The sequence below is a fragment of the Vibrio sp. V04_P4A5T148 genome, assembly GCF_963875605.1.
In the GTDB taxonomy this organism is placed as follows: domain Bacteria; phylum Pseudomonadota; class Gammaproteobacteria; order Enterobacterales; family Vibrionaceae; genus Vibrio; species Vibrio anguillarum.
In genome coordinates this window covers 1-23,940 of the sequence record NZ_CAWNMS010000080.1, presented here as the reverse complement: position 1 = coordinate 23,940, position 23,940 = coordinate 1, and the positions used below count along the sequence as shown (strand labels likewise).

At 47.2% G+C, this 23,940-nt stretch carries 16 protein-coding genes; 12 read left to right on the top strand and 4 right to left on the bottom strand.

Annotation, left to right across the window (positions count from 1 at the left end; genetic code table 11):
* Position 1: 1 nt before the first annotated feature.
* From AACT18_RS15520 to AACT18_RS15510, 3 genes are read left to right on the top strand one after another with little or no spacing between them, the layout of a single operon-like run.
* Complete coding sequence (locus tag AACT18_RS15520; protein WP_094125809.1) at positions 2 to 2,278, top strand: proprotein convertase P-domain-containing protein; 2,277 nt, start codon at positions 2 to 4, stop codon at positions 2,276 to 2,278.
* Between the two features lie 2 nt (positions 2,279 to 2,280).
* The gene (locus AACT18_RS15515) at positions 2,281 to 3,741 is read left to right on the top strand and encodes an Lcl domain-containing protein (RefSeq protein WP_094125810.1); all 1,461 of its coding nucleotides are present in this window, start codon (positions 2,281 to 2,283) and stop codon (positions 3,739 to 3,741) included.
* On the top strand, positions 3,738 to 4,295 hold the full coding sequence (locus tag AACT18_RS15510) for an Lcl C-terminal domain-containing protein (RefSeq protein WP_017042172.1): 558 nt from the start codon (positions 3,738 to 3,740) through the stop codon (positions 4,293 to 4,295). The genes AACT18_RS15515 and AACT18_RS15510 overlap by 4 nt, the downstream gene beginning before the upstream one ends.
* Positions 4,296 to 4,491: 196 nt before the next feature.
* On the opposite strand, the gene AACT18_RS15505 is transcribed toward AACT18_RS15510, so the two are convergent.
* The 3 genes from AACT18_RS15505 to AACT18_RS15495 all read right to left on the bottom strand — a co-directional run bounded on the left by AACT18_RS15505 (position 4,492) and on the right by AACT18_RS15495 (position 10,471).
* Positions 4,492 to 6,828, bottom strand: a complete 2,337-nt coding sequence (locus AACT18_RS15505; protein WP_094125811.1) for a VolA/Pla-1 family phospholipase — start codon at positions 6,826 to 6,828, stop codon at positions 4,492 to 4,494.
* 15 nt (positions 6,829 to 6,843) lie between these two features.
* Complete coding sequence (locus AACT18_RS15500) at positions 6,844 to 8,079, bottom strand: outer membrane protein transport protein (protein WP_094143026.1); 1,236 nt, start codon at positions 8,077 to 8,079, stop codon at positions 6,844 to 6,846.
* Between the two features lie 343 nt (positions 8,080 to 8,422).
* Complete coding sequence (locus AACT18_RS15495) at positions 8,423 to 10,471, bottom strand: alpha-amylase (RefSeq protein ID WP_094125299.1); 2,049 nt, start codon at positions 10,469 to 10,471, stop codon at positions 8,423 to 8,425.
* Between the two features lie 321 nt (positions 10,472 to 10,792).
* Here AACT18_RS15495 and AACT18_RS15490 point away from each other — a divergent pair, with 321 nt between their 5' ends.
* The 8 genes from AACT18_RS15490 (at position 10,793) to AACT18_RS15455 (ending at position 18,577) form a co-directional block, all read left to right on the top strand.
* On the top strand, positions 10,793 to 11,701 hold the full coding sequence (locus AACT18_RS15490) for an aldo/keto reductase (protein WP_094125298.1): 909 nt from the start codon (positions 10,793 to 10,795) through the stop codon (positions 11,699 to 11,701).
* A 218-nt stretch (positions 11,702 to 11,919) separates the two neighbouring features.
* Positions 11,920 to 12,738, top strand: coding sequence for a hypothetical protein (locus AACT18_RS15485; protein ID WP_094125297.1), 819 nt, complete (start codon positions 11,920 to 11,922; stop codon positions 12,736 to 12,738).
* A gap of 14 nt (positions 12,739 to 12,752) precedes the next feature.
* Positions 12,753 to 13,436 (top strand): ABC transporter ATP-binding protein, encoded by a 684-nt coding sequence (locus tag AACT18_RS15480; protein WP_020477135.1) that lies wholly within the window; start codon positions 12,753 to 12,755, stop codon positions 13,434 to 13,436.
* A complete protein-coding gene (locus tag AACT18_RS15475; protein WP_094125296.1) occupies positions 13,424 to 14,683 on the top strand; it encodes an ABC transporter permease in 1,260 nt (419 codons plus the stop codon). The genes AACT18_RS15480 and AACT18_RS15475 overlap by 13 nt, the downstream gene beginning before the upstream one ends.
* Positions 14,676 to 15,437 (top strand): outer membrane lipoprotein-sorting protein, encoded by a 762-nt coding sequence (locus tag AACT18_RS15470; RefSeq protein ID WP_094125295.1) that lies wholly within the window; start codon positions 14,676 to 14,678, stop codon positions 15,435 to 15,437. The genes AACT18_RS15475 and AACT18_RS15470 overlap by 8 nt, the downstream gene beginning before the upstream one ends.
* A 1-nt stretch (position 15,438) precedes the next feature.
* Positions 15,439 to 16,740, top strand: a complete 1,302-nt coding sequence (locus AACT18_RS15465) for a hypothetical protein (protein ID WP_094125294.1) — start codon at positions 15,439 to 15,441, stop codon at positions 16,738 to 16,740.
* Complete coding sequence (locus tag AACT18_RS15460; RefSeq protein ID WP_094125293.1) at positions 16,740 to 17,792, top strand: sensor histidine kinase; 1,053 nt, start codon at positions 16,740 to 16,742, stop codon at positions 17,790 to 17,792. The genes AACT18_RS15465 and AACT18_RS15460 overlap by 1 nt, the downstream gene beginning before the upstream one ends.
* Positions 17,789 to 18,577, top strand: coding sequence for a LytR/AlgR family response regulator transcription factor (locus AACT18_RS15455; protein ID WP_017048167.1), 789 nt, complete (start codon positions 17,789 to 17,791; stop codon positions 18,575 to 18,577). Before AACT18_RS15460 ends, AACT18_RS15455 begins: the two co-directional genes overlap by 4 nt.
* A 34-nt stretch (positions 18,578 to 18,611) precedes the next feature.
* Here AACT18_RS15455 and AACT18_RS15450 read toward each other — a convergent pair whose 3' ends face one another.
* Complete coding sequence (locus tag AACT18_RS15450) at positions 18,612 to 20,198, bottom strand: EAL domain-containing protein (RefSeq protein WP_094125292.1); 1,587 nt, start codon at positions 20,196 to 20,198, stop codon at positions 18,612 to 18,614.
* Between the two features lie 375 nt (positions 20,199 to 20,573).
* Here AACT18_RS15450 and AACT18_RS15445 point away from each other — a divergent pair.
* The coding region (locus tag AACT18_RS15445) for a retention module-containing protein (RefSeq protein ID WP_141138103.1) at positions 20,574 to 23,940 on the top strand (3,367 nt) is incomplete at its 3' end.

The following is a 23,940-nucleotide window of genomic DNA, read 5'->3' as shown; positions in this document are numbered from 1 at the left end:
GATGAAAAAAATTATCGTTCTGAGCACCTTGCTATGCTTGAGCCATTCCGCCTTTGCGGGGGAGTGGGACTATCCACTGGCGAAAACGACCATTGCAACGAAAGAGTCGGCTGAGCTGTATTTGAGCTCGCTTTATCCTGATGTTGGGACACTGAAGTTTCGTTATCAAACCGAGAGTTTACTGGGAAATCATTACAACTTTGATGTATGGCAGAACGGCCAATACCAACCGCAAAAAGCGTTAGTGCTCTCGACCGATCAGTCCGGCGTAGTGACGCGCGTGTTCAAAAGTTTGCACAATACGGTCGAGCGAGATGGCGTTGCATTGGTAGCGGCAGAGCTCGAATCGCCCCGCCGATTGATGGCGAATGAACCGCCTTCGCTCTCATCGGGAGATGTGCAGAGCATCAATGTGCAACTTTTTGATCCCGATTTAAGAACCATGGATCAATTGCCTGCGCCAGATTCGGCGTGGAATGATCTTGCTGATTACCCAAACCAGCCGCACTACCAAAGTGCGAATGTCGAGATGTTGCAAAGTGCAGGTAAATATTACTTAGCCAATGAACGAGTACGACAAGTTGATGCCACCGCCATACAGCAACAAGATGATGCCAAGCAGTGGGTTGATAGCGGTGTTGGCTTACTTAGCGCTGAAGACGTGGCGCAATGGAACTCAGATGCTGAAATTCTCTCCATGGAGATGCTGGATGATCGCTTTGTACAGCTGATGGCTTTTTACCATCTTGATCAATCGATTGATTATACCAAACAGCTCGGTTTTTCCCTGTTTAGTGAACCCGTGAGGTTTGATGCGAGAGGTTTATCTAGCAACAACTCTTCTTATTATGTTGGCCCGAAAGCGGTGTTGTTTGGTGTTGGGGGCTCGCCCGATGCATTAGATGCCGACGTGGTTACCCATGAGCTTGGGCATGGAATTCATTATCAAATCGTTCCCGATTGGGCTTATGGACATTCGGGCGCGATTGGTGAAGGCTTTGGTGACTATTGGGCGGGTTCGCACAGTTTTCGCCGCCAGTATGCACAAGGAAAAGCGTTCGAAATTGACACCGTGTTTAATTGGGATGGCTATTTTGGTACTCGCATTTCAACGCGCAGTTTGTGGAATCAACGGGCAAAATATTTTGCATCCGCAGAGTATCGAGCGCATGAAAGTGTTGCAGGTGAGTTGGGTGACGAATTGTGGTCTACCCCTTTATTTCAAGCGCTGAAACAGGCCGTGAACGAGTACGGTCAAGAAGCGTTTGCTGAATTTGACCGTATTGTTCTTGAATCAATGTACGGCTTAGGTCGTGGTCTAAAAATGCATGATTTGAGTGAAAGCATGCTGTATACCGCCAAACAGCTGTACCCGCATCGCGCTTATGATGCGATGCTATTACAGCAATTTAAGCAACATAACTTAGTCCAAGAACCCTTCAAATTCCTGTTGGAACGTCGATTTGTGATGCCAACGGATCCGCTGAACGTGCACATTCAGGCCACGAATCGCCAAGCAAGTTTACAAACGGTAGCCACTTTGCAAGGTGAAACCGTTACTTTCGCTAGCGAAAAATTCCAGCAGCAGCAATGGAGCATCGCGCTGCCAACCACCTACACCTGCGGAGTCAAACAGACTCTACTGTTTGAATCGAGTTATCAATATCAACCGTACCTTGCAATGCAATCTGACAAGCAAACTTTATCGTTTATCGTGGGTAAGCCACAGCTTGCAACGCCGCCAGTAGCGATAAATTCAGTATTGAAAGACGCCAGTATTGACAGTACAGACACGGTTACGTCCGGATTTAAGAGCTATGGCTTGACGATCGATGTTGGCAACGCATTGATTGATGAAGATTTTGTGGTTCGCCTGCAGTTATCGCACCCAGAGCTACAAGAGCTGCGCGTTACCTTAATTTCACCCGCAGGGACACGCGTCGAATTACTTAACCAAGCACCATCGGCCATCAATGGTTTTGATGACTATTGGGTGTTGGCACATGATGCCATATTGGGCTCTTTACAAGGCGAAGCCCTAAGCGGCTACTGGCGTTTGGAAGTGGTTGACTACAGCCCGGGAAATTCTGGCACCTTGATTGAATGGGGGGTAGGCCGCCTAGCGGGCTATCAATGCCCTCAACCTGTGACCAACGCACTTTCACCTGAAACAGGTGGCGGTTCGACTTCACTGCTCTTATTACTTCCTCTCGCGGCATTCGCTATAAGACGACGTAATTTGTTGGCTATTTTTTCACTTAAACTGAAGAACACATAACTATGCACTTAAGACTTTCAACACTTTCGCTGGCACTTTTACTGGCTGGTTGTGGTGGCGGTGAAAGTGGAGATGTAGCCAATACATCTTTACCCAGCCATAAAATTAGCGGGCAAATTCAAGCGCAAAACGTCGCACTTGATGCCACTGTCTGCATTGATTCTAACCAAAACTTTGCCTGCGATGTGGGCGAAATCAGCACGCAAGCCGATAGCCAAGGGCGCTACACCCTCACGAGTGACAGCACTCAAATCTACCGTTTTCCTATTGTGGCTGACGTTTCTACTGGCATTAGTGTCATGATGAGAAGTCGCCAAACCAGCCAATCATCGATCCTGATTGCGCCGGCGCTGGGCAAAAGCAGTGGCAACATCCTCAACGGTGTGAGTTCTATTTTTGCCGGCATTATGCTGGATGGAAATACGGAGAAAGAAGCGAATCGCTTGCTTGCCGAGCAGCTTTTGCAATTAGGCGTTGAAGTGAATGGTGATATTTCACAAAACTTTAGCCACACAGCATTGGCAATATTGGATGCCAATGCTGTCGTGTTGCTCCAAAAAGCGAAAGCAAGTGAACGAATTGATTTGCTGGCAACGCTTGGGCAAACCATGGCAAAAAATACACCACTGATTGCCTCTGAGATCGTTTCTGGCGAAAAGATGACCGAATATGCTAATACATTGATGGCGCAAGTATCGGAAGAGCGACCTCTGCAAGACACGGGCATTATTCAGTTCTATTCCGATCAAGGTGCACAAGCGCAGGCTGATGCTGATTATCCCGGTCAAGATGCTGAATATGGCCTAGATATTACCGCCAAAAATGGCGTGACGGGTAAGAGCTTTGCGTTCATCAAATTAGATGCGGCTGGCAATGAACTTGAGGCAGAAGCGAGCGATTGGTCATGCGTTAAAGATGTTTACAGTGGACTTATTTGGGAAGTGAAGTCAGAAGATGCCGCGTCTTTGAACGATAAAGAACGCTTGTTTGCATTAGAAATTGCCGACAAGTTTATCCCTTTTGCAAAAGATGTGACGGCTGCTTCCTGTCAGGCGGCAGGTGATGCTATTTGCACTACGCAAGATTACGTCAATCGTATCAATCAAGATAAATTGTGTGGGTTACAAACGTGGCGTTTACCGACCAGCAGCGAGCAATACATGATGCTCGATTTAGGTGAATTGGGTGACGATGCAGTTGGTTTCAACAAAGACTATTTCCCGCATCAGCCGCAGAACACCGAATTTTTTGATGGGCATACGTGGACTTCTGGCATTGCTTATCTCAATACCTCTCAATTTCAAAGCGATGGTTCGATGCAATATCTTTACACGGCGCTGTCTGGTGCAACCAAAGGGGAACGTAGCCCAATTGAACTCTACTCCAGCAGTACGGCGGCGGACAATGACCCGTCTTATGTCTTGCCGATTCGAGTTGTTGCAACCAAGGAGAACAACCAATGAAATCTCATTTAATCGCGGCTTCTTGCTTGATCTTTTCTGCTGTCGGCGTCGCCCAAGAGTGTTCTCCTGATATGACAAAAAGCGCACCCAACACGCGCTATGTCTACAGCGAGCAGGGGACGATCAAAGATAAGCTCACTGGTTTAACGTGGATGCGTTGCCAAGTTGGTAAAACATGGAATGCCGCTACGGAGCAGTGTGATGGCGAAGCGACCGGGTTTCGTTGGCAAAGTGCTTTGCAAGAAGTGGCGGCTATCAACCATCCTCAAAGCCGACATGCATTGCACCAATTTGCCAGCCAAGCCGAATGGCGATTGCCGAATATTAAAGAGTTAGTGTCATTGACTGAAATGGCGTGTTTTGGCCCAGCGATGAATAGCAGAGCATTTGCCCAAGGCTTTAAGTATGAGACAGGCAATATCTTGTCGTATTTATGGAGCCAATCACCCCATTTAGCGAGTGGTCAGGTGTGGTCTTTTGATTCCGTCAATGGCGAAATTTACCACTACGCACCGAATTTTGAATTTGGTGTTTTGCTTGTGGCTGAAGAATAAGTGTTATGAAATGACGCCACTTACGCTGTCAGGGAAACGATCATTCATGTCATGTTGACATGAATGATCGGTGTTTTGTTTCACTTCAGCAGCACCTAAGATTTGATCCATAGTTGTTGAGATAGGGCAGATGGAGAATTCAAACAGCTTCCTTATTTGGAAGCTGTTTGAATACGTAAACAGGCTGTTTACTCGGTTAGTTCAAGAAAATAGCCAGTTGTGATAGCGCTCCAGCGCGAAGCACACCATCGGCCGTACCTTGTGGTGCGAGAAAGGTTGTGTGTGTACCACTGTCCATTTTTACGAAGACTTTAGACGTATTAGTGATTACATCAGAGGGTACTGCGTTGGCTAATCCCAATAGTGTTGCTAGGGGTTCGGTGCCTGCACGTGTATTTGTGACATTGTTAGGTACACTCTCGTCTCCCGCCACTTGCAATACATAAGTTGGGATTGTCGCGGTTCCACCACTGATTAGGTAACTTGCGTTTGTGTATGGATCCATAGTATCGAGCAAGGTTTGAGTCGCGTAGGTAAATTGATCCAACTGACTTTGCAGCGCCGCTTTGTCTGAGGCAGAGGCTGTGTTTTCAAACGTGGTGTAGCAAACTTTCTCTGTTAACCCTGGACAGTATTGGTCGGCGAATGCTTTGTATTTGGGGCTCGCACTTAAGGCGAGATTATGTTTAATGAGTGGGCCATAGTTTGCTGAACCCATTAACAAGTTACCGATTTGACCACCTGAGTTTGCAATGGCCATTCCAGAGAATTTATACAGCGCATCACCACTAGCATCACCGATAGTGCGGTTCGCGTTCGCGACAGCGCTTAAGCCGACGATTCCTCCCAATGAGTGGCCAAGGAATTTTGGTGGTGTCGTCGCGGTATTGTCTGCGTTTGCTAATTGGGAACCAACAAACAACCCTGCACTTTGTGAGTAAGTAATGGCCGCACGCAGCCCCATGATATCTAAGATACTCTGACGCGTGTTGTCACGAGCGACGGCCAAGTTGTTCAAATTGAGGTACGCTAGAATATCGGCATTAGCTGAGCGCTGTGCATCTAAACTGCGAGCACCATGCAGTGGTTGATCAATGGCAATCACGGCGATACCAGCATTGGCTAAATGTGCTGCTGTGAAGTACGCATCTTCTTTAACAGAAGTTATACCGTGTTGGTAAATCACGATCGGCCAGTTTGTTCCCGCGTTAGGAGTAAACAGTAAGAAATCAACGTCTTCTAACGATTTCACCTTAGGTACAGGGCTATAGCGTGTAATGATGCGCTGAGGATCGAGTGGGCTGCCATCAGACTTTGTGAGGGTCAAACCCACCAGTTTAAGCTGTTCACTTGGGCTGGTTGCTAGTTGAGTCACGTCGATATTGTTAGCAATGAGCTGATTGGCGATGGTGGCTTTTTCATTGTCATCTGCCAAAGCATTTTTAATCAAGGCCAAACTTGGCATTGCTGATTCAAACGGCTGTGAGTTCCAGTTGCTTCCTTTCTCTAAATAATAAGGGAGCTTAACCGTTCCAGTCGTGACATTAACGTTATAACTGCTGGTTGTGTATTCATTTTCAATAAACGCTTTAGCGGTTGTTTTTGCTGCGCCAATGTAAGTTTGAAAATTTGCATCGTTATTAAGTGCGGTTACAAAATCGGTTGTAGCACCAAAGCTCATGGTGTAAGCGGCGCTCAAATTAAGGTTGTTTGGGTTCGCACCTTGCTTCCAAATGTTGCCAATATCTGTCGTTGCAAGGCCTGCGGCGGTGGCGCCTTTCACACTGTAAAGTGTTTGACCAACAGATTGAGTACTAAACCAAGTTGAATAAATAATCTTGGTTTGATCCACCCCTGCCAAAGCGAAAATGCTTTCCACGCCTTGGGTCACTTTTTGTAGTGCCCCTAGTTTATCATCGGTATAGATTTTCACTTTGGACTTCAACGCGGCGTAGCTGCTGGATGTGCCTGCAATATTGCCATTCACATCGGTAATCTCATCTGTCACGGCTAAAATATATTCACTGGCAGGGTTGAGCGCTTTGTTTGGTACGATTGCAATTTTATCGCTGCTGGCACTGGCGATGGCAGTAAAGTTGGTGTTCAATGTCAGCACATTTTTAACCGTTGGGCTGCCAATCATACTGTCGGTCAGTTCAATTAAATAAATACCGTTAGAGATAAGACCGTCAGCCAATCCTACGCCTTCAAAGTCTAAAAACAGTGGCATTGATGTTGACCAACCATCCATGGTACCCATGGCGGCGACTGGATTGGTTAAGGCGTCATCACCCTTGGTTGGAATTTCTAACGTGCCGTCTTTGGCATTCATGAGTGCAAAAGAGGGTAGTGGTACGTTTGCGTTTGCGCCACTGAGCGTGAATTTTATGCTGGTGTCGCGTGTTAACGCGTCTTGAATGTAGGATTCGTAAGTGGGTGTTGTGCTTGCTCCCGAACTGCTCGTTTCATCACCACAACCGACTAACCATAACGCAGAGCAGAGCAGCGATATTTTGAATGTTGTTTTAAGCATGACTTATCCCTGAGTTTAGTTGAATGTGTAGTTAAGTTGAATAGCGCTAAGGTAAGCAGTCCCTTGCGATTCAAACGTCAATGTTTCATTGAGTTTGTTGGTTTCGGTAAACGTGCCGCTCTTACTTTTCACCAGTGCAAAACCCGCATCAATGGATAGCGAGTCGCTGATCACGTAGCTCACGCCCGCTGAATACCAATAACGGTCGCTATCTGGAATACTCAATGTGGCTTCGCCAGCTTGTTCATCAAAAGCAAAACCGGCGCGTAGTGTCCAAGTCGAGTTTAATTGATAAGTTGAACCCAATGACCAACGGCCACTGTCTTCATACTTTTCAGACTTATAAAAACACTCTCCGTTGGTACATTGTGATGACGTTGCCTTTAACTCTTTGAATGAACTCCAGTCGGTACGTTGGTACCCGTAATGCAACGCCACGCTATCAGTGAGTTGGTGAAATGCGGAAACTTCCCACATCGCAGGTAGCGTGATTTTTAAACGTCCTTCAACAACAGCGTTTGTTGCAACACCTGAGCTATAGCTTGAAAACTCACCATCATCAAAATCCAGATCAACAGCAGAGCGGTAAGCAAAACCGACACGGTGGTTTTGGTTGAACTCATATAAGCTACCTATGTTCCAGCCCAAAGCCATGGTTTCGCCAGTCATTCCGACTAGGTTGTCAGAGGCAGAGCCGCCAGTAAATACGGCTAAAGCACCTTTATGTCGTGTCAGTTTTGCTTCGGCATAGACGAGGTTAATACCCGCAGCGAGACTAAGCTGTTCGTTAACACGGTAGGCAATATTCGGGTTTAAATTGACAGAAAGAAGAGAAGTATCGCCTGCAAGATCGCCTGCATAAATATCATTAGGGTAGTCTGTAGCTACGCCGTAAGTAGTGAATATTCCCATCCCCCAAGCCCATTTTTCATTGATTGGACTGACGTAGTAAGCCGCGGGAACGACTTGCAGTGGCGCAACATCGTTCATTTTCTGTTGGTTTTTCACATCATATACATCAACCTCTGGGTCAACGATAGACAGTGCACCAGAAAACTGTGTCGTATCAAACCGTGTCATGGCTGCGGGGTTGTGAGCAATCACACTCGCGTTATCGGCCACCGCTCCTTCACCTGAGAAAGCACGTCCTAGCCCTGAGGCTGAATGCTCTGCCACTTGGAAGCCTGCAGAGTGAACATTAAACGCTGTCAATATTGATAGCGCGAGTAGCGTGCGGGGTTTGATGATCATTCTCGACCTCCTAAGGCCTTGTTATGGTAATGGCATTGCAATGCGAGATGTTAATTTTGTGTTTTTTGTATGTAAAAATAAATGATGTATTTATTTCAATTAGCGGCGCATGATAGTTTGTAAGTATTTGTAAATCAAATGAAAAGTTGACAGTTTTGGTATGACCAGTAGGGTTGTGCTTATTTGGTAGGGTAATTGGTTTAGCTTGTTCTAAAGTTAATTTTTATGCTTCAACACGTTCATAATATTGATGTTTTGGTGGGTGAGTTTAAATTATTTGACCAAAAATGATGAAGAAACAGAGGCAGTCACTATGGTGTTTGCAACTACCTCTGTGGTTGGTTTAACGGCCAACAAAAGCAATAACGACACGGTCATTATTTAACGTTCTAGAGAACAGATAGGCATTTTGCTGTTCAATCTCATGATGAATACCTGCGCCAATGGCAGGGTGTGATTGACGAAATTGGCCTAGTGTTTGCCAATGCTTCAGCAGCGTTTGTCGTTCTTCATCCAGTGACCACAACATGTCAGAGCGTGTGCCTTGGTGAAAATCATCGGCGTAAGGGCCAACTTGACGTGCGACTTCATCACCGTAGTAAATTTGCACCGCACCCGGTGCGAGAAGCAATGCATTGGCGGCATTACGCTGCATTTCAAAGGAGTTAAAACGGCTAAAAAACAGCTCGGTATCGTGAGAAGAGAGGTAGCTCACGGGGGTAAAATCTGGGTATTTCGCTAGCGTTTGCGCGTAGTCGCGGTACACCATCGCCATTTGGCTTAAGCAGGCTGCGCCTTTATCGACTTTTTTTTGCATATCAAAGTTGATCAGTGCATCAAAGCCATCATCAAAATAGGGGCTGCGGTAAGCTGAATGGCCCCATACTTCGCCCATCATCCAAAAGGGTTGCCCTTGCTGCCCGTTTTGCTCGCGCCAAGCATCTAAACTGCGTGATGCCTCGCTTTTTAAGCGTCGCCATACCTCGCCTTCCACATGTTTTACGGTGTCGACGCGGTAACCATCAATACCAAAGCGTTTAACCCAATCGGTTTGCCACTCAATTAAGTAATCGGCAACGCTATACTGTTCGCGCGCTACCACGCGAGTGCCGGGGTTATTAAGTAGCCACTGCGGCGGTATCACCGCTTGCGTTGATTCAGTGCGAAAGTCCGGTAAGCCGGCCAGCGTCATCGTGATATCGCTAGATCCGGGTGTCTGGTAGCCGGGCAACCCAGCGCGAACCCAATCTTTACCCCACCACTGCGACCAGTTGGCGCTTTGATAATCAATGGATTGGTTGTAGCTGTGCCAGTTTTCTTCAGCTTTCGGCATCCAATCAACCCATTTTTTCGGTAAATTTTGGGGATTAACCACCTCAATCTGATCAAATTGCAGGTCAGCCAAGGTGGCGTAGCCGGAATGGTTGAGCACCGCATCGAGCAAGATTTTTATGCCCCGTTTATGCGCTTCCGTGACCAGCGTTTTGAGATCCTCCTCATCACCAAAATTTTGATCGATCTTGGTAAAATCACGCGTCCAGTAACCGTGATAGGCATAAAAAGGGAACGAGCCACTGTCACCACCGCCGACAAAACCGTGCACCTGTTCCACAATCGGCGAAAGCCAAATCGCGTCGGTGCCTAAGCTTTTGATGTAATCGAGTTTGGCAATCACACCTTTTAGGTCGCCACCGTGGAAAGTGCCCACTTCTTCTTTGCCATCTTTTTTACGGCCATAGCTATTGTCGTTACTTGGGTCACCATTGTTGAATCTGTCCACCATCACAAAGTAAATCGTGGCATTGCGGTAGGTAAAGGGTTCGCTGGCGGCATCCGTTGCGGGGGCAAGCAGCACCAATCCACCACTGGTTGGTGACGGCATTAAGGTGACTTGGCTATTTTTCACGCTGAGGATTTGGCCGGTAAATGTCTCTTTTAGTCGTGTGCCATCGGGGAACGTATTGCCCAGTTGCAAGGTAACTTCGCCGCCTTGGTACTGCTCGCACGAAACACTCGGTATCGGCCGTTTAAATTTGCTCGTAGTGGATTTTTTGGCTTGGCGGACAAAGGTTAAGGTCTGCTGCTCGTCATCATAAGCGAAGGCGTAATCGCCAGTGAAACGTATCGTCAGCGGCAGTTCGGTTTCTTGCCCACAATTGAGAGCAATGGGCGCGTTGAATTTGATGCTCTGCTGAGCTGGCGCGCTGCACTGGCCCTCAATCCCTGACACTTTTATTGTGTAGCTTTCTTTGGTCAAGGGAATGACTAAAGGCGTTTTCGCATCCAGCGGAAAGTCGCGGCTAGTCGTGGTGGTCGAAATGGTCAGATTGGGCGCGGCAAACACAACAGGCGCGGCAGCGCAAAGTGCGAGTGTTAAGGTGGAGAATTTCATGCTCTATCCTTGGCCTTCATGGGTTAGGGTGATTCGTTTTTGCATTATCGTCAGTCGCTGTAGGGCGAGGTGCTTCATCGCTAACAATAAAAGCAGAGAGAGAAGTTGACATCATTCTTGTGCCTAAGCCTTAAGAATTTGGCGTTGATCACAAAGCATGGCTTGGGGGCGTAGAAGCGATTAATTTTCCAGCGATATAAATTGTCAACGTGTAGTGAATCTCACAACTTCGGCGCGTAATCTTAACTTATTCGGTAGATTCATTGAGCCGTCATCGAAACCTGCTTAGGATGACGGCAATTAAGTCAAAGGAGACAACCAATGGTTGCTAAAGTAACAATCGCGCCGCAAGGGCCAGATTTTTCAGAGCTAGTACAAGGTTACTGGCGTTTGGCAGATTGGGGCATGACGCCACAACAGCGTTTAACGTTTTTAAAACAGCACATTGAATTGGGCATTAGCACGGTTGACCATGCGGATATTTACGGTAACTACCAGTGCGAGAAACTGTTTGGTGAAGCCTTAGCGCTGGAGCCCGCGCTGCGCGAGCAGATCCAAATCGTCACTAAGTGCGACATCAATTTGTGTGGCGCAAAAACGCCGCAGCGTAAGATAAACCACTACGATACCAGTTCTGCGCATATCTATCAGTCGGTCAATAATTCACTGGAACGACTCGGTGTGAGCGAAATCGATCTGCTGCTGATCCACCGCCCAGATGCCTTGATGGATGCCGATGAAGTCGCCGAAGCGTTTTCTGAACTGCGCAAAGTGGGCAAAGTGAAGCACTTTGGTGTGTCGAACTTCAGCCCGCGCCAGTTTGAACTGCTGCAATCTCGCCTAGGTAAACCGTTAGTGACCAACCAAGTGGAGATGAACCCGCTCAATTTCGATGTGGTACACGATGGCACTTTGGATCATTTGCAAACGCAGCGCATTCGCCCAATGGCTTGGTCTTGTTTAGCTGGTGGCGAGATTTTTAACGGCCAGACTGAACAAGCCAAACGCGTGCGCAGTGAGCTAGAAGCGATCGCCCAAGAAATCGGCGCAGACAGTATTGATCAGGTTATTTACGCTTGGGTATTGCGTCTGCCTTCTAAGCCGCTGCCGATTATTGGCTCTGGTAAAATTGGCCGCGTCAAAGCGGCAATTGCTGCGCTTGATTTAGAACTAACCCGCGAGCAGTGGTATCGGGTTTGGGTCGCCGCCAAAGGGCATGGCGTGCCATAGAGCGGATGTTTTTTGGAACAGGTGCTTTTTAGAACAGATGCTTTTGAAAACAGATGTTTTTGCCCCGCGATACGCTTTTCGTATTGCTATTATTTCAGTATTACGATTAGGTTTTAATCTCACTCCCAACCAGCCCTCAGTGGCTGGTTTTTTTGTCTACTTCCCATTCACGACATCCAGCCTGCCATTAACGCTGCATAATCCCCCTTTATCGCAAAGTGGCGCATCTGGCCTATTTGCTGCGTAATCTGTCGTCATCAAGCAAATTTCATCACCAACGAATGAAAGGGACCATCATGATGACGACATTTTCTTATTCACGCTCACTTCGCAACCTGTTACTCAGTGTCTGGTTGCTGCTAAGCATCACGGCTGTTCAAGCTAATCCAAGCGACGCTTTAATTATGCAGTACAACCAAGCGGCCGAAGGCGACAGTGACAAAGTGGATCTTGTGCTTCACCAACTAGAGCAGTTGATTAAACAGCAAGGGGCCAAACCGCTCAGCTTAGCTTATCTAGGCAGTGCACAAACCCTGCAAGGGCGTGATGCATTCATACCTTGGAATAAGATGAGATACGTCGAAGAGGGCTTGGCCACCATAGACAAAGGCCTGACTTTACTCAGCAATCACCCGCAGCCGCTTGCTGAACAAGAGCGCGTCATGGGGCTGCCAGATAGCTATTTAACGCGCGCGGTTTCGGCCGCGACTTACACCTCACTGCCCGATATGTTCAACCATTTTGAGCGTGGTTATGATTTGTATCTCGACCTTCTTGTTGAACCCGAATTAACTGCGCAACCTTTTGCCGCCACTGCTTGGGTTTATCGATACGCCATTCAAACCGCCCTTCGTGCCAACGACATTCCTCAAGCAGAGCAATGGCTTGCCCAGATGCAAAACCATCAGAAGCAAGGTAAGCAAGTTGACAACCAGCCAGCGGAGCATCCGCAAATCATCCAAGCCAAGGCTTTAATTACAAATGCGTTGATTGAAAACGGATTGACTGAAAAAACGCATGAATTGAAAAGCGAATGAGGGAGGGCAATAAAATGCTACGATTTGAACAGATCAGTAAAACCTATCAATTAGGTATGCAGCCGCTGCTGGCGTTGAGCGCGGTGAATGGCGAAGTCAAACAAGGTGAAATGCTAGCGCTGTGCGGCCCGTCAGGTTCGGGAAAAAGCACTTTGCTCAATATCTTGGGTCTGCTTGATCAAGATTACCAAGGTGACATTGAACTGGCGGGTTACCCTTACCCAACCGATCCAAGAGAGGCGGCGGCGCTGCGCCGCAAAAAATTAGGCTTCGTTTTCCAAAAATTCAACTTAGTTCCGGTGATGACAGCGGCGGAAAATATTGCTTACCCATTGATGCTAAACGGCTACAGCCTGCGTGATCAGCGTACTTTAACGCGCACTATGCTGGCCAAAGTGGGGTTAGAAACGCTGGCTCACCACCGGCCGGATCACCTTTCAGGCGGTCAGCAACAGCGCGTAGCCATTGCGCGCGCGCTGATCCATAACCCTGAAATGGTGATTGCCGACGAACCGACCGCCAGTTTAGACAGCCATACCGCCAATGTGGTGATCGACATCATGAAAAGCCTTGGACACGAAATGGGTACCACTTTTATTGTGGCTACGCACGACGCGCGCATGGCCAACCGCTGCGACCGAACCTTGCAGCTTGTAGATGGCAAAGTGATTCAGGAGGCGATGAAATGGGCAAGCTGATTTCTATGGAATGGCGTATGGCGGCGCTGAACTTATTGCGCAATCGCCGCCGCAGCCTGCTTTCGGTATTGATCATTGCCATTGCTGTTTTCGCATTGACCAGCGCCGGAGGATTTGGCCTTTACACTTACCAAGCACTACGCGAATCCACTGCGCGCGACACCGGGCATTTAACGCTCACCCAACCGGGCTTTTTTGAGCAAGATGAAGAGTCGCCACTGGCTAATGGGATTGCCGACAGTGCGTTGATTGTTGAGCGATTAATCGACGATAAGCGGATACGAGGCATTCAGCCACGCATTGAGTTTAGCGGGTTGGTCTCTAACGGTAGCAAATCGACCATTTTTGTCGGTTCCGGCGTTAACCATAAAGAGTTTGATATGAAAGGGCCATTTTTGGACGTTCGCCAAGGCAAAACCTTGTCCAATATTGACTCCCCTCGATTTGATGCGAGTGAGCCGGAAGTGATGCTGGCGGTGGATCTCGCCAAAAACTTAAACGTGTCGATTGGAGACTGGGTTACTTTACTGACCAGTACCGCTGATGGCGCGCTCAACGCGGTTGATTTCAAAGTGCACGGCATCTATTCCACGGGTGTGCCTGAATTGGATAAACGCCAATTGTATCTGCACATTCAATCGGCCTCTGAGCTGTTAGCTTCGAATAAAGTGAGCACCTTATCGCTGTTTTTGTTTAGCACCGAACAGACAGAAAGCATGCGGCATTGGGTTGAAAACAAACTGTCATTAATAAGCCTTCGCCAAGCGATTCAAGTGACGCCTTGGCAGCAGCGCGCGTTTTTTTATCAAAAAGTAAAAGATCTTTACGATCGCATCTTCGGCATCATGGGCTTGGTGATGGGGTTGGTGGTCTTCGTCGCGCTATTTAACACCTTAACCATGTCGGTCACGGAGAGAACACGTGAAATCGGAACGCTGTCGGCGCTTGGCACTTACCCGAATGAAATCGTCGCCAGCTTCATACGCGAAGCCGTACTGCTAGCCATTTTAGGCACGCTGGTGGGTGCGGCGTTCAATGCCCTAACAAGCGTGTTATTGATGGTAGTCGATGTGCAAATGCCACCGCCACCGGGACGCACGGAAGGGTATCCTTTGCATATTTATTTTTCATGGGAATTGGTTCTGCTGAGTGCGTTTGGCGTACTGAGCATTTGTATTGCAGCAGCTTGGTTGTCGGCACGCAAAGGAGTCAACAAGCCAATCACGGAGGCACTGGCTTATGTATAAATGGATGATGTTATTACTGATCACGCTTAGCGGTGGCTACACGGCCGCTGGCTGGGCGGCGCTAGATGCTGGGCAAATGACCAAAAACGCCGACCAATATCGCCTTGGTTACAGCGCGGCCAAAGTCGTCTCTTTGGTGTCGCTTTATGAACGTGGTGAGCTCGATAAAACGCGTCAATATCACGTGTATACCAAAGCCAATCGCGACTCGTTAGTGGTGTTCAAATCCTCCGTTGAAGCGGGGCAAAAAATGCTGATGCTCGATGAAAACTACTGGTTGTTGATGCCAAAAAGCCGCCGCCCTATTCGTATTACGCCAATGCAAAAACTGCTTGGTGAGGCTTCGGTGGGCGATATTTCAACACTGACGTGGAGCGAGGATTACCAAAGTCAATTGATGGGTGAAGAACAGATAGAAACACCCAATGGTCAACCTTACCTGACGCATAAGTTGTCATTACTGGCTGTCACAGAAGGGGCGAACTACCAGCAAATTATCTTATGGTTGGATAAAGAGAACGATTTCCCAATCAAAGCTTCTTTGTATTTACGTTCTGGGAAACTGGCCAAGCAGGCTTGGTTTCGCGCTGGTGAAAAAGAGGGACGAATGCGCGTAACCAGTATGACGCTGCTTGATCAAATTCAACCGACCAAAAAAACGGTGGTTGAGTATCAACACATCGAGCCCATGGAGCTAGATGAAAAATATTACAACCCCGCCTATCTGACTCGTAACAGTCTATCGGAGTTATGAGATGAAGCGTGTTGCGTTCGCTTTTTTAACCAGTGTATTGAGCTTAGCTGCGCGGGCAGAAGCCCCCAGTTTTGATTGGGATTGGGTAATGAGCGCATCCACCATGGCGCATCGCGACAGCCTTTTTTTTCCTAGTAATCAAGCGCGCGATACGCAGCAGATTGAGGCGTTATTGGATGTAGAAATGAGGTGGCATGGCTGGTTGGGTCTAGTGGCTATCAAACAAAACGCCTTGTGGAGTAGCGATGCACAGCAGCACGCCGACAGCGAGTTCATTCTACAAGAACTGTTTTGGCAAGGCAGCCTAGTGCTGGCTGATGTGCCGTTTGAGCTGACACTAGGAAAAATGCGCTTGGATTGGGGAGTGGGCTACGGTTATCGTCCGCTTGATCTCTTTCAGCCTTATCGCCGCAATCCGGTCGGTATTCAGGTAGAAGAGGGGGCCGGAACGCTCTCTGCTTCTTATTATGATCAGCAAGGTGAATGGACGCTTTTTTATACAGATTCCTCTTGGACAGAGCAGCAAGGCAGCGAATTACAACAAATGACCGAACAACAAGGGGCGGGCGTAAGGCGTTATCAGTTGATAGGCAATGCCGAATGGCAGGCGATAGCTTATTATGATGACGTTCGACGCGGCGTGCTGGGTAGCTCGTTTGTTACTGTGCTCACTGACGCATGGGAAGTGCATGCGTCAGCGCTCTATCAGCGTCACTATTTGGCGTACCAACAGCCCAGCGCGTTGGCTCAAGCAGTTTACTCTCAACAACAAGAGATTGAATCGCGCATGGCTCTTGAATCACGAACGCAAGGCTATCAGGCGCTGGTAGGGTTCAACTGGTCGGGAAGTGATGGGCAAAGCGTCATTGCAGAATATTGGTTCGACAGTCGCAGTTGGGGAAAAGAGCAGTGGCAACAAGCGCAGATCAACGCGGATTCGGTTCGTTATCAGCATAATCAAGCGTTAGGTTGGTCTTACGCACAAGGCTATAACCACGTGAATCTCGTGCAGCATAATGTGATGTTGCATGCTTCGTTAGATAGCCAAGTTTGGCGTCATTGGCCGTGGAGCCAGAGTATTGAATGGTTGCAAGGCTTAGTGCCGACACTTGATGTGCTGATTGCACCGCAAGATGGCGGCGTGATCGCTACCCAATGGCTCAATTACTCAGTGTGCGATTCGGGTACAGCCTCTATCGAAATCGAACTGGCCGCACGTTTTATGACTGGGCCTGCTGACTCCACATATGCAAACTTACCAGATAAGCATATGATTCTATTAAATATGAAAGGGAAATTCTAATGTGCGAGAAAGTTGAGATTCGAGATCTTGCCAAAAGCTTGTTATTTACTTCGCTGTTTTGTGTGGTGATCGCCTTTACCACTCAGGCTATTTGGCCCAGTGACCTCACATTGCACTTAGCAATAAGCTTTGGCTACGGTTACAGTGCAGTGGCCATTGCTCACTTACTGAGTCGCTTCGCACCGCAGTTGTCCGCACGCTTAGTGAACGTTTTTTCGCTCACGGGGTCGATGATTTTCGGTACGTTACACGCTTATTTATGGCTTAGTAAATACGCGCACTTTAGTCATTTTTCAGCAATGAAACCGGTGATTTTTCTCGGTTTCGTTTTTACTGGCGTTTGCTTTTTCTACTTCTACGCGCATGAACAAAAGCTGATTGCTGAAAAAGCGCTGGAAGCCTCCAAACGGCGTCAATCTGAACAAGAGAAAGCCTTGATTTTGAGCCAGTTGCAGCAGTTACAAAGTCAAATTGAACCCCATTTCTTATTTAATACGCTTGCCAATATCAGCGTGTTGATTGGCTCTGAGCCTTATAAAGCGCAAATGATGCTCGAAAAACTAACCGACTTATTGCGTGGGTCGCTGCGTAGTAACCGCAATCGCACCACAACGCTACGTGAAGAGTTACATTTAGTCGATGCGTATTTGGGTATTCAAAAAATTCGTTTAGGTGATCGGCTGGATTATGAGATTGCAATGCCTGGCGCAGCGGATGACATTCCTTTGCCGCCGATGCTGTTACAACCTTTGGTTGAGAATGCTGTTAGCCATGGTATTGAGCCTAAAGCCGCGGGGGGGAAAGTGACCATCAAAAGTGAAATTTATGACGAGTGGTTTGAAGTCAGTGTCTGTGACAGTGGCATTGGATTGCAGCCGAGTGCTCTTTCTGCAGGACATGGTATTGCGTTGGATAATATTCGCCAACGCTTAAGCGGCCTATTCGCTGATGATGCGTATCTCACTATCGCCCAAAATCATGATGCTGGCGTGACGGCAACGATTAGAATAAAGCGGCTATTATTGGACCAACTACAAGGAAGTGCCACATGAGTACTGTCTCTGCGACCGCTATTATTGCTGATGATGAACCGTTATTGCGGCATCATTTAAACCGTGCATTAGGAGAAGTGTGGCCAGAGCTCGATATTGTCGCGCAAGCCGAAAATGGACGCGTGGCATTGTCCATGATCGAGCAGCATCAGCCTGAGGTGGCCTTTATTGATATTCGAATGCCAGAAATGGATGGTATGTCGCTCGCTAGGCAATTGGCTGGTTTGGCAAAGCCACCACTGATTGTATTTATCACCGCCTATGACGAGTATGCCATTCAAGCTTTTGAAGCCAATGCGGCGGATTATTTATTGAAACCGCTTTCTGAAGCGCGTTTAGTGCAGTGCTGTACTAAGTTGCAGCTAAGATTAGCCGAGCATTCTTCTGAGCGACAATTACCTGATTTGCAAACCCTTTTACAGCAGATACAGCATATAAGCCAACAGGCATCGCCGTCGTTTTTAAGCTGGTTAAAAGTTCAAAAAGGTGAAGATATTCACCTGATTTCGGTGGCGGATATGTTGTACGCCAAAGCTGAAGACAAATATTTATCCATATACGTAAAGAGTGATTCTGGAGTGCAGGAGTTCTTACTGCGCAGTTCATTGAAAGAGTTGCTGCAGCAGCTTGACCCGAATCAGTTTTGGCAAATCCACCGTTCAACGGCAGTGAATGTTGCCAAGATAGATAAAGTGAAAAAAGAGTTCACGGGTAAAATGTACGTCTTGATTGGTCATGATAAGTTACCCGTCAGCCGTGCGCTGCAAGCTCAATTTAAGTCGTAACTTAATTTAAACCGTCGTTCGATTGATCGCGTGATTAGCGGTGTGCGATCTGCTTGGCGGACAGGGTAAATTGGAAGAAAGCATCCACAGACATAGGTTCAGAATAATAAAAACCTTGGATGTAACGTACACCCAACAGCTCTAATTCTCTCACCTGATCTTGGTTCTCAACGCCCTCAGCAATCAGCCGCATGTTCAATTGCTTTGCTAGTTTAATCATCGACACTAACACCGAAGTAATGGCTGAATTTTGATGCAAGCTTTTAATAAAAACTTGATCAATTTTGAGAGTGTGGAAGTCATGTTGGTGGATAAAATTTAAACCCGAGTAGCCAGTGCCAAAATCGTCAATGGCGATTTTAAAGCCTAGTTGTTTCAGTCGCTGTAAGTTTTCCATGGCTAACTTCAACTCGTCCACGTTGAAATGGTTGTCCTCGGTGATCTCTAGCAGAAGTCGTGGAACAATAGCTGGGTGTTTTGCCGCGTAGCGTTTCATGTAATCCATAAAGTAATTATCAATGATCAATAACCGGCTGATGTTGATGCTGATGTATTGATCGTGCAACGCATGTTTGTGCTGCTCCACACATTCTGTCACCAATTTCAACACACGGTAGGTGATTTGGTGAATCACGCCAATACGCTCTGACAACGGGATAAAAATGGTGGGTGAAATATAGCCTTGAGAGGGTTCATTCCAGCGCAGTAGTGCTTCGCTACCAACAATTCTATTCTCGGTAATATCGACGATCGGTTGTAAATAGAGTTCCAACTGATGGTTTGATATTGCCTCTCTCAAAGAGACTTCTAAGGTGTTTCGGCTGAGGTAATAGTTGTGATAAGCAAGATAAATCAAAGAGATAATACTTGCTGTAAGCAAGACAAGCCATAAGTTATCGAGAAAATGGTAAGCATAAGATCCGTTATTTAAGTAGATCTGAATTGAGAGTGGGTAATGCTCGGATTTAAAGAGAAAGCTAGTATGAGCAGAGTCGATCTCTTCCTGATCACTGCGAATACTTTGGCTTAACACATTGACCTGATAGCCGTAGTGCCATTTGGCAAGTTTAGGAGCGACTAGGTTCATAAACTGTTCTGGAGGCATCAGTGCATTGAGGCCGCTCATATCTGGCTGTGAAGCATAGACAAAAAATGTCTGCTCTTTACTGCGAGATTTGGTTAATGAAATGGTCGTATTCGTTGGAGATTGTTTAAGCCTGTCAAGAATATGTTTGTACAAATGAATGGTGGTATGGCCTTCATTGCTGGTGCAAAAAATAGTCCCGTGAGCGTTGTACATGCCCACTTCTTTGACCATTTTCGAGCGAAATACATAGCTCCTCAGAGCAATGATGTCTTCTCTTTGGCAGTGCTTTGAAATGTTTTTACTTAACTGGTTCAGTTCATCCGACGTTTGATTGATGTGATGTTCCAGTTGTGTAATGGCTTGTTCACCGAAACGGGTTGCCAGCCGATTAGTGTCGTAAAAGTTTTTAATTATCGCCAAAGCGAACACAAAAAAGAAAATACCCAAAATAGGTGCGAATGTGCTTACCTTTGTCGACAGTATTCCTTTTGCTATGCTAAATGTGCTCGGTGAACTGTCATTATTATTGTGCATTACAGACAGTGCTCATAGGTTATTACCAGTAAAAATCAGTATTGCTTTGATGTTGATTACTATAAGTAATTAATCCCTAAACGTAACCTAAGTAACCGTCTCAAAAATGAGATGATGTGCAGTAATCTGCTTGCCAATCTCTTTGCTAAACGTCTCTAATTTCATATTTTTCTTAATATACAAGCCGATAGGTTTTCTTATGTGGCGTTTCGCTAGCCAGACTCTGTTTTGACGCTAGTGATGCTTTAACGCACAATTATGCTCAGTGATGTAATTTACATAAATATAAATTTGCATAATCAATTGCGACTAAAATAACAGTTGTCTATTGCTCGTTTTCTGAATCGATTTGCTAAAGAAGTATCTGGGGGCTCTATGGATTTACATGTGGTTGTTCAACCTGCGTTAGTACAAGAAGTGGTTGGTGATGTTATCGCAGCAGATGCCAAAGGTAATGCGCGTAAAGTAAGCGCGGGTGATCAATTAAATAAAGATGAAATCTTAATCACAGTGAATCATTCGTCGGTGACGATACTGCTTAATGGCCAAGCGACCGTAGTCGATCAGAATTGTATTACTTGTTTTAGCAATGCGTCACCAGATTCTGAGAGCTCAGTTGACTTAGTTCAATTTCCGATTGAAGGCGAGATCAACGCTGATCTGAGCTTATTAGACGAGGTGAGTTTTGACGCAGATAATATTGCTGCCATCCAACAAGCCATTTTAGATGGCCAAGACCCGACCCAAATACTTGAAGCAACCGCCGCCGGAGCCGGTGGTGAAGGCTCTGCAAATGCTGGGTTCATCACCATTGATTACAATTTTGCAGAAGTATTGGCGAGTACGTTTTTCGAAACTGCAGGGCGTGATGCTCAGCAATCATTGACTGAAACGAATTTGAGTCCGTTGCGTTTTACCGCTGGGGGGGAATCATTATCAGCGGCATTAGCTGAAGGTTCGCTCTCACTAAATTCGTATCCACAATCAGTGACGGCAAATGTTTTAATCGCGGCGGGAGATCTGCCACTGGATGCCGCCTCTTTTGTCCCTGAATCCCTTTCATTAGCTGCGCTATTGTCAGAGCTGAATAGCGATATTACTTCGGCTGGGCGATCAGTAAGCTTTCGTTATGATGCTACGGCTAACTATATTGTCGGTGAACTTGACGGCAGTGAAGTGCTACGGATTGATTTAGTGGCGACGTCTGTCGGTAAAGACATCAACTTAGAGATAGTGACGACCATTAGTCAACCGATTGACCATGTTCCCTCCGTGGGAGGTGGCTTAGTTTCTTTTGCTAATGATCAAATTGCGATTCAATTCGATGTAACCGGTTCTGATGCGGGTGGAAATCCTATTCGCTCGCCGATTTCTATCGCAATCAGTATTGGTGATGGTAATAACCCTGTTATATCCGATGAACCGTCGACGTCCGTTTATGAGGATAATTTGGCAAATATCGGTTCGGATGCCAGTGCTTCACAGACGATTACCGTTTCAGGACAGTTTGATACTCAATTGGGTTCTGATCAAATTGAAAGTTATCAGTTGGATTTAAGTGCTAATTCGTTGGCGGGGTTAACCTCGGCTGGTGTCGCGGTGCAATTGGCCTCTTCCTCGTCATTGAACGGGGTTTATACCTATCAGGCGAGCGCCAATGGCCAGCCTATTTTTGAGTTGATATTAAACCCAGACGGTCGTTACCAGTTTACGTTACAAGGCGCGCTGGATCATCCAGTCAATAGTGATGAGTTATTACTCAACCTTTCGGTATTGGCAACCGATTATGATGGTGATAGCTCTGAAAGTGTGCGTTTACCAATCAACATTATTGACGATAAACCTGAAATCATTGGTGTGGATGCGCTCAGCGTTGACGAAGACGATTTAGCGTCAGGCTCAGACAGTAGCAAAGAGCCGTTGTTCGCCGAAGGCTATTTCACCACCACCCAAGGGGCCGATACGGTAGTGAGTTATCAGCTTGATACCAGCATCAACCCCATCGCTGGGTTAACCTCGCAAGGTGAAAGTGTGGTATTGGGCGCGGCGACAGTTGACGCTAACGGTAACTACCTCTATCAAGCAAGTACTACCCCAAGCGGTCAGACGGTATTTAGCTTAGTGCTTAACGCAGATGGCAGTTATCGTTTTACCCTACAAGGGCCAATTGACCATGCGCAGGGGAGCGATGAGCTACTGGTGAATTTCAAGGTGGTTGCAACTGACTATGATGGCGACAGCGCCAACATTCTGCTGCCTGTCACCATTCATGATGATCAGCCAATCATCGCGGGTGTGCAAGCGCTCAGCGTTGACGAAGACGATTTAGCGTCAGGCTCAGACAGCAGCAAAGAGCCGTTGTTTGCAGAGGGAATCTTTACCACTCAAAGCGCGGATAAGGTGGTGAGCTATCAGTTGGATACTAGCAGTAACCCGCTTGCAGGCCTAACTTCGCAAGGTGAAGCGGTGAGTTTGGGCGCGGCGACAATCGATGCCGACGGCAACTACCACTATCAAGCTAGCGCTGCACCGAGCGGCAATGCGGTGTTTAGTTTGGTGCTCAATGCGGATGGTAGCTATCGTTTTACCCTGCAAGGTCCGATTGACCATGCGCAGGGGAGCGATGAGCTGCTGGTAAATTTCAAGGTAGTGACAACCGATTATGATGGCGACAGCGCCAACATTCTGCTGCCCGTCACCATCCATGATGATCAGCCAATCATCACCGGCGTGCAAGCGCTCAGCGTTGACGAAGACGATTTAACGTCAGGCTCAGACAGTAGCAAAGAGCCGCTGTTCGCTGAGGGAATGTTTACCACTCAAAGCGCCGATAAGGTGGTGAGCTATCAGTTGGATACCAGCAGTAACCCGCTTGCGGGCTTAACCTCGCAAGGCGAAGCGGTGATCTTGGGCGCGGCGACAATCGATGCCAATGGTAACTACCACTACCAAGCCAGCACCACACCCAGTGGCAATGCGGTGTTTAGCTTAGTGCTCAATGCGGATGGCAGTTACCGTTTTACTTTGCAAGGTCCGATTGATCACGCCGCAGGCAGCGATGAGCGACTGGTGAATTTCAAAGTGGTGGCGACGGACTATGATGGCGACGCCTCTGACATTCTACTGCCTGTCACTATTGTGGATGACAAGCCAACGATTGTCGGCATTCGCACCGGTAGCGAACAGAGCGTGGATGAAGATGACTTAGCCACGATCGGTTCTGATCGTTCAGACAGCACCGTTATTGCTGGGCACTTTGATGTGATTGACGGGGCCGATGGTATTGTCAGTTATCAAGTGTCTGATCTCACCACGCCTGTCGAGAATTTAACGTCTGGTGGTCAAGAGATAGAGATCATCCAAATTTCAAGCAGTAATGGTGTCACTGTTTATGAGGCGGTGATTAAGAATACGACGGACGTGGTTTTTCGTCTCACGTTAAATGGCTCGGCCGATAGTTACCAATTTGAACTGCTTAAAGCCATCGACCACCCGACGGGTAATGGTGAAAATAGTTATATTTTAGATCTTCCGATTACCGCAACTGATAGAGATGGCGATGTTTCAGCGTCAGCGAGTTTGCCAATATCGATTGTTGATGATATTCCAACTTTGCATGATAAAAGCATCACTAGTGTTGAAAATACGGCGATAAAAACAGTCAATTTATTTAGCCAAGACAACAATACCTCGCCGGATACTCAAGGTGCAGATCATGGTGCGATCACTAAATTTGTGGCCG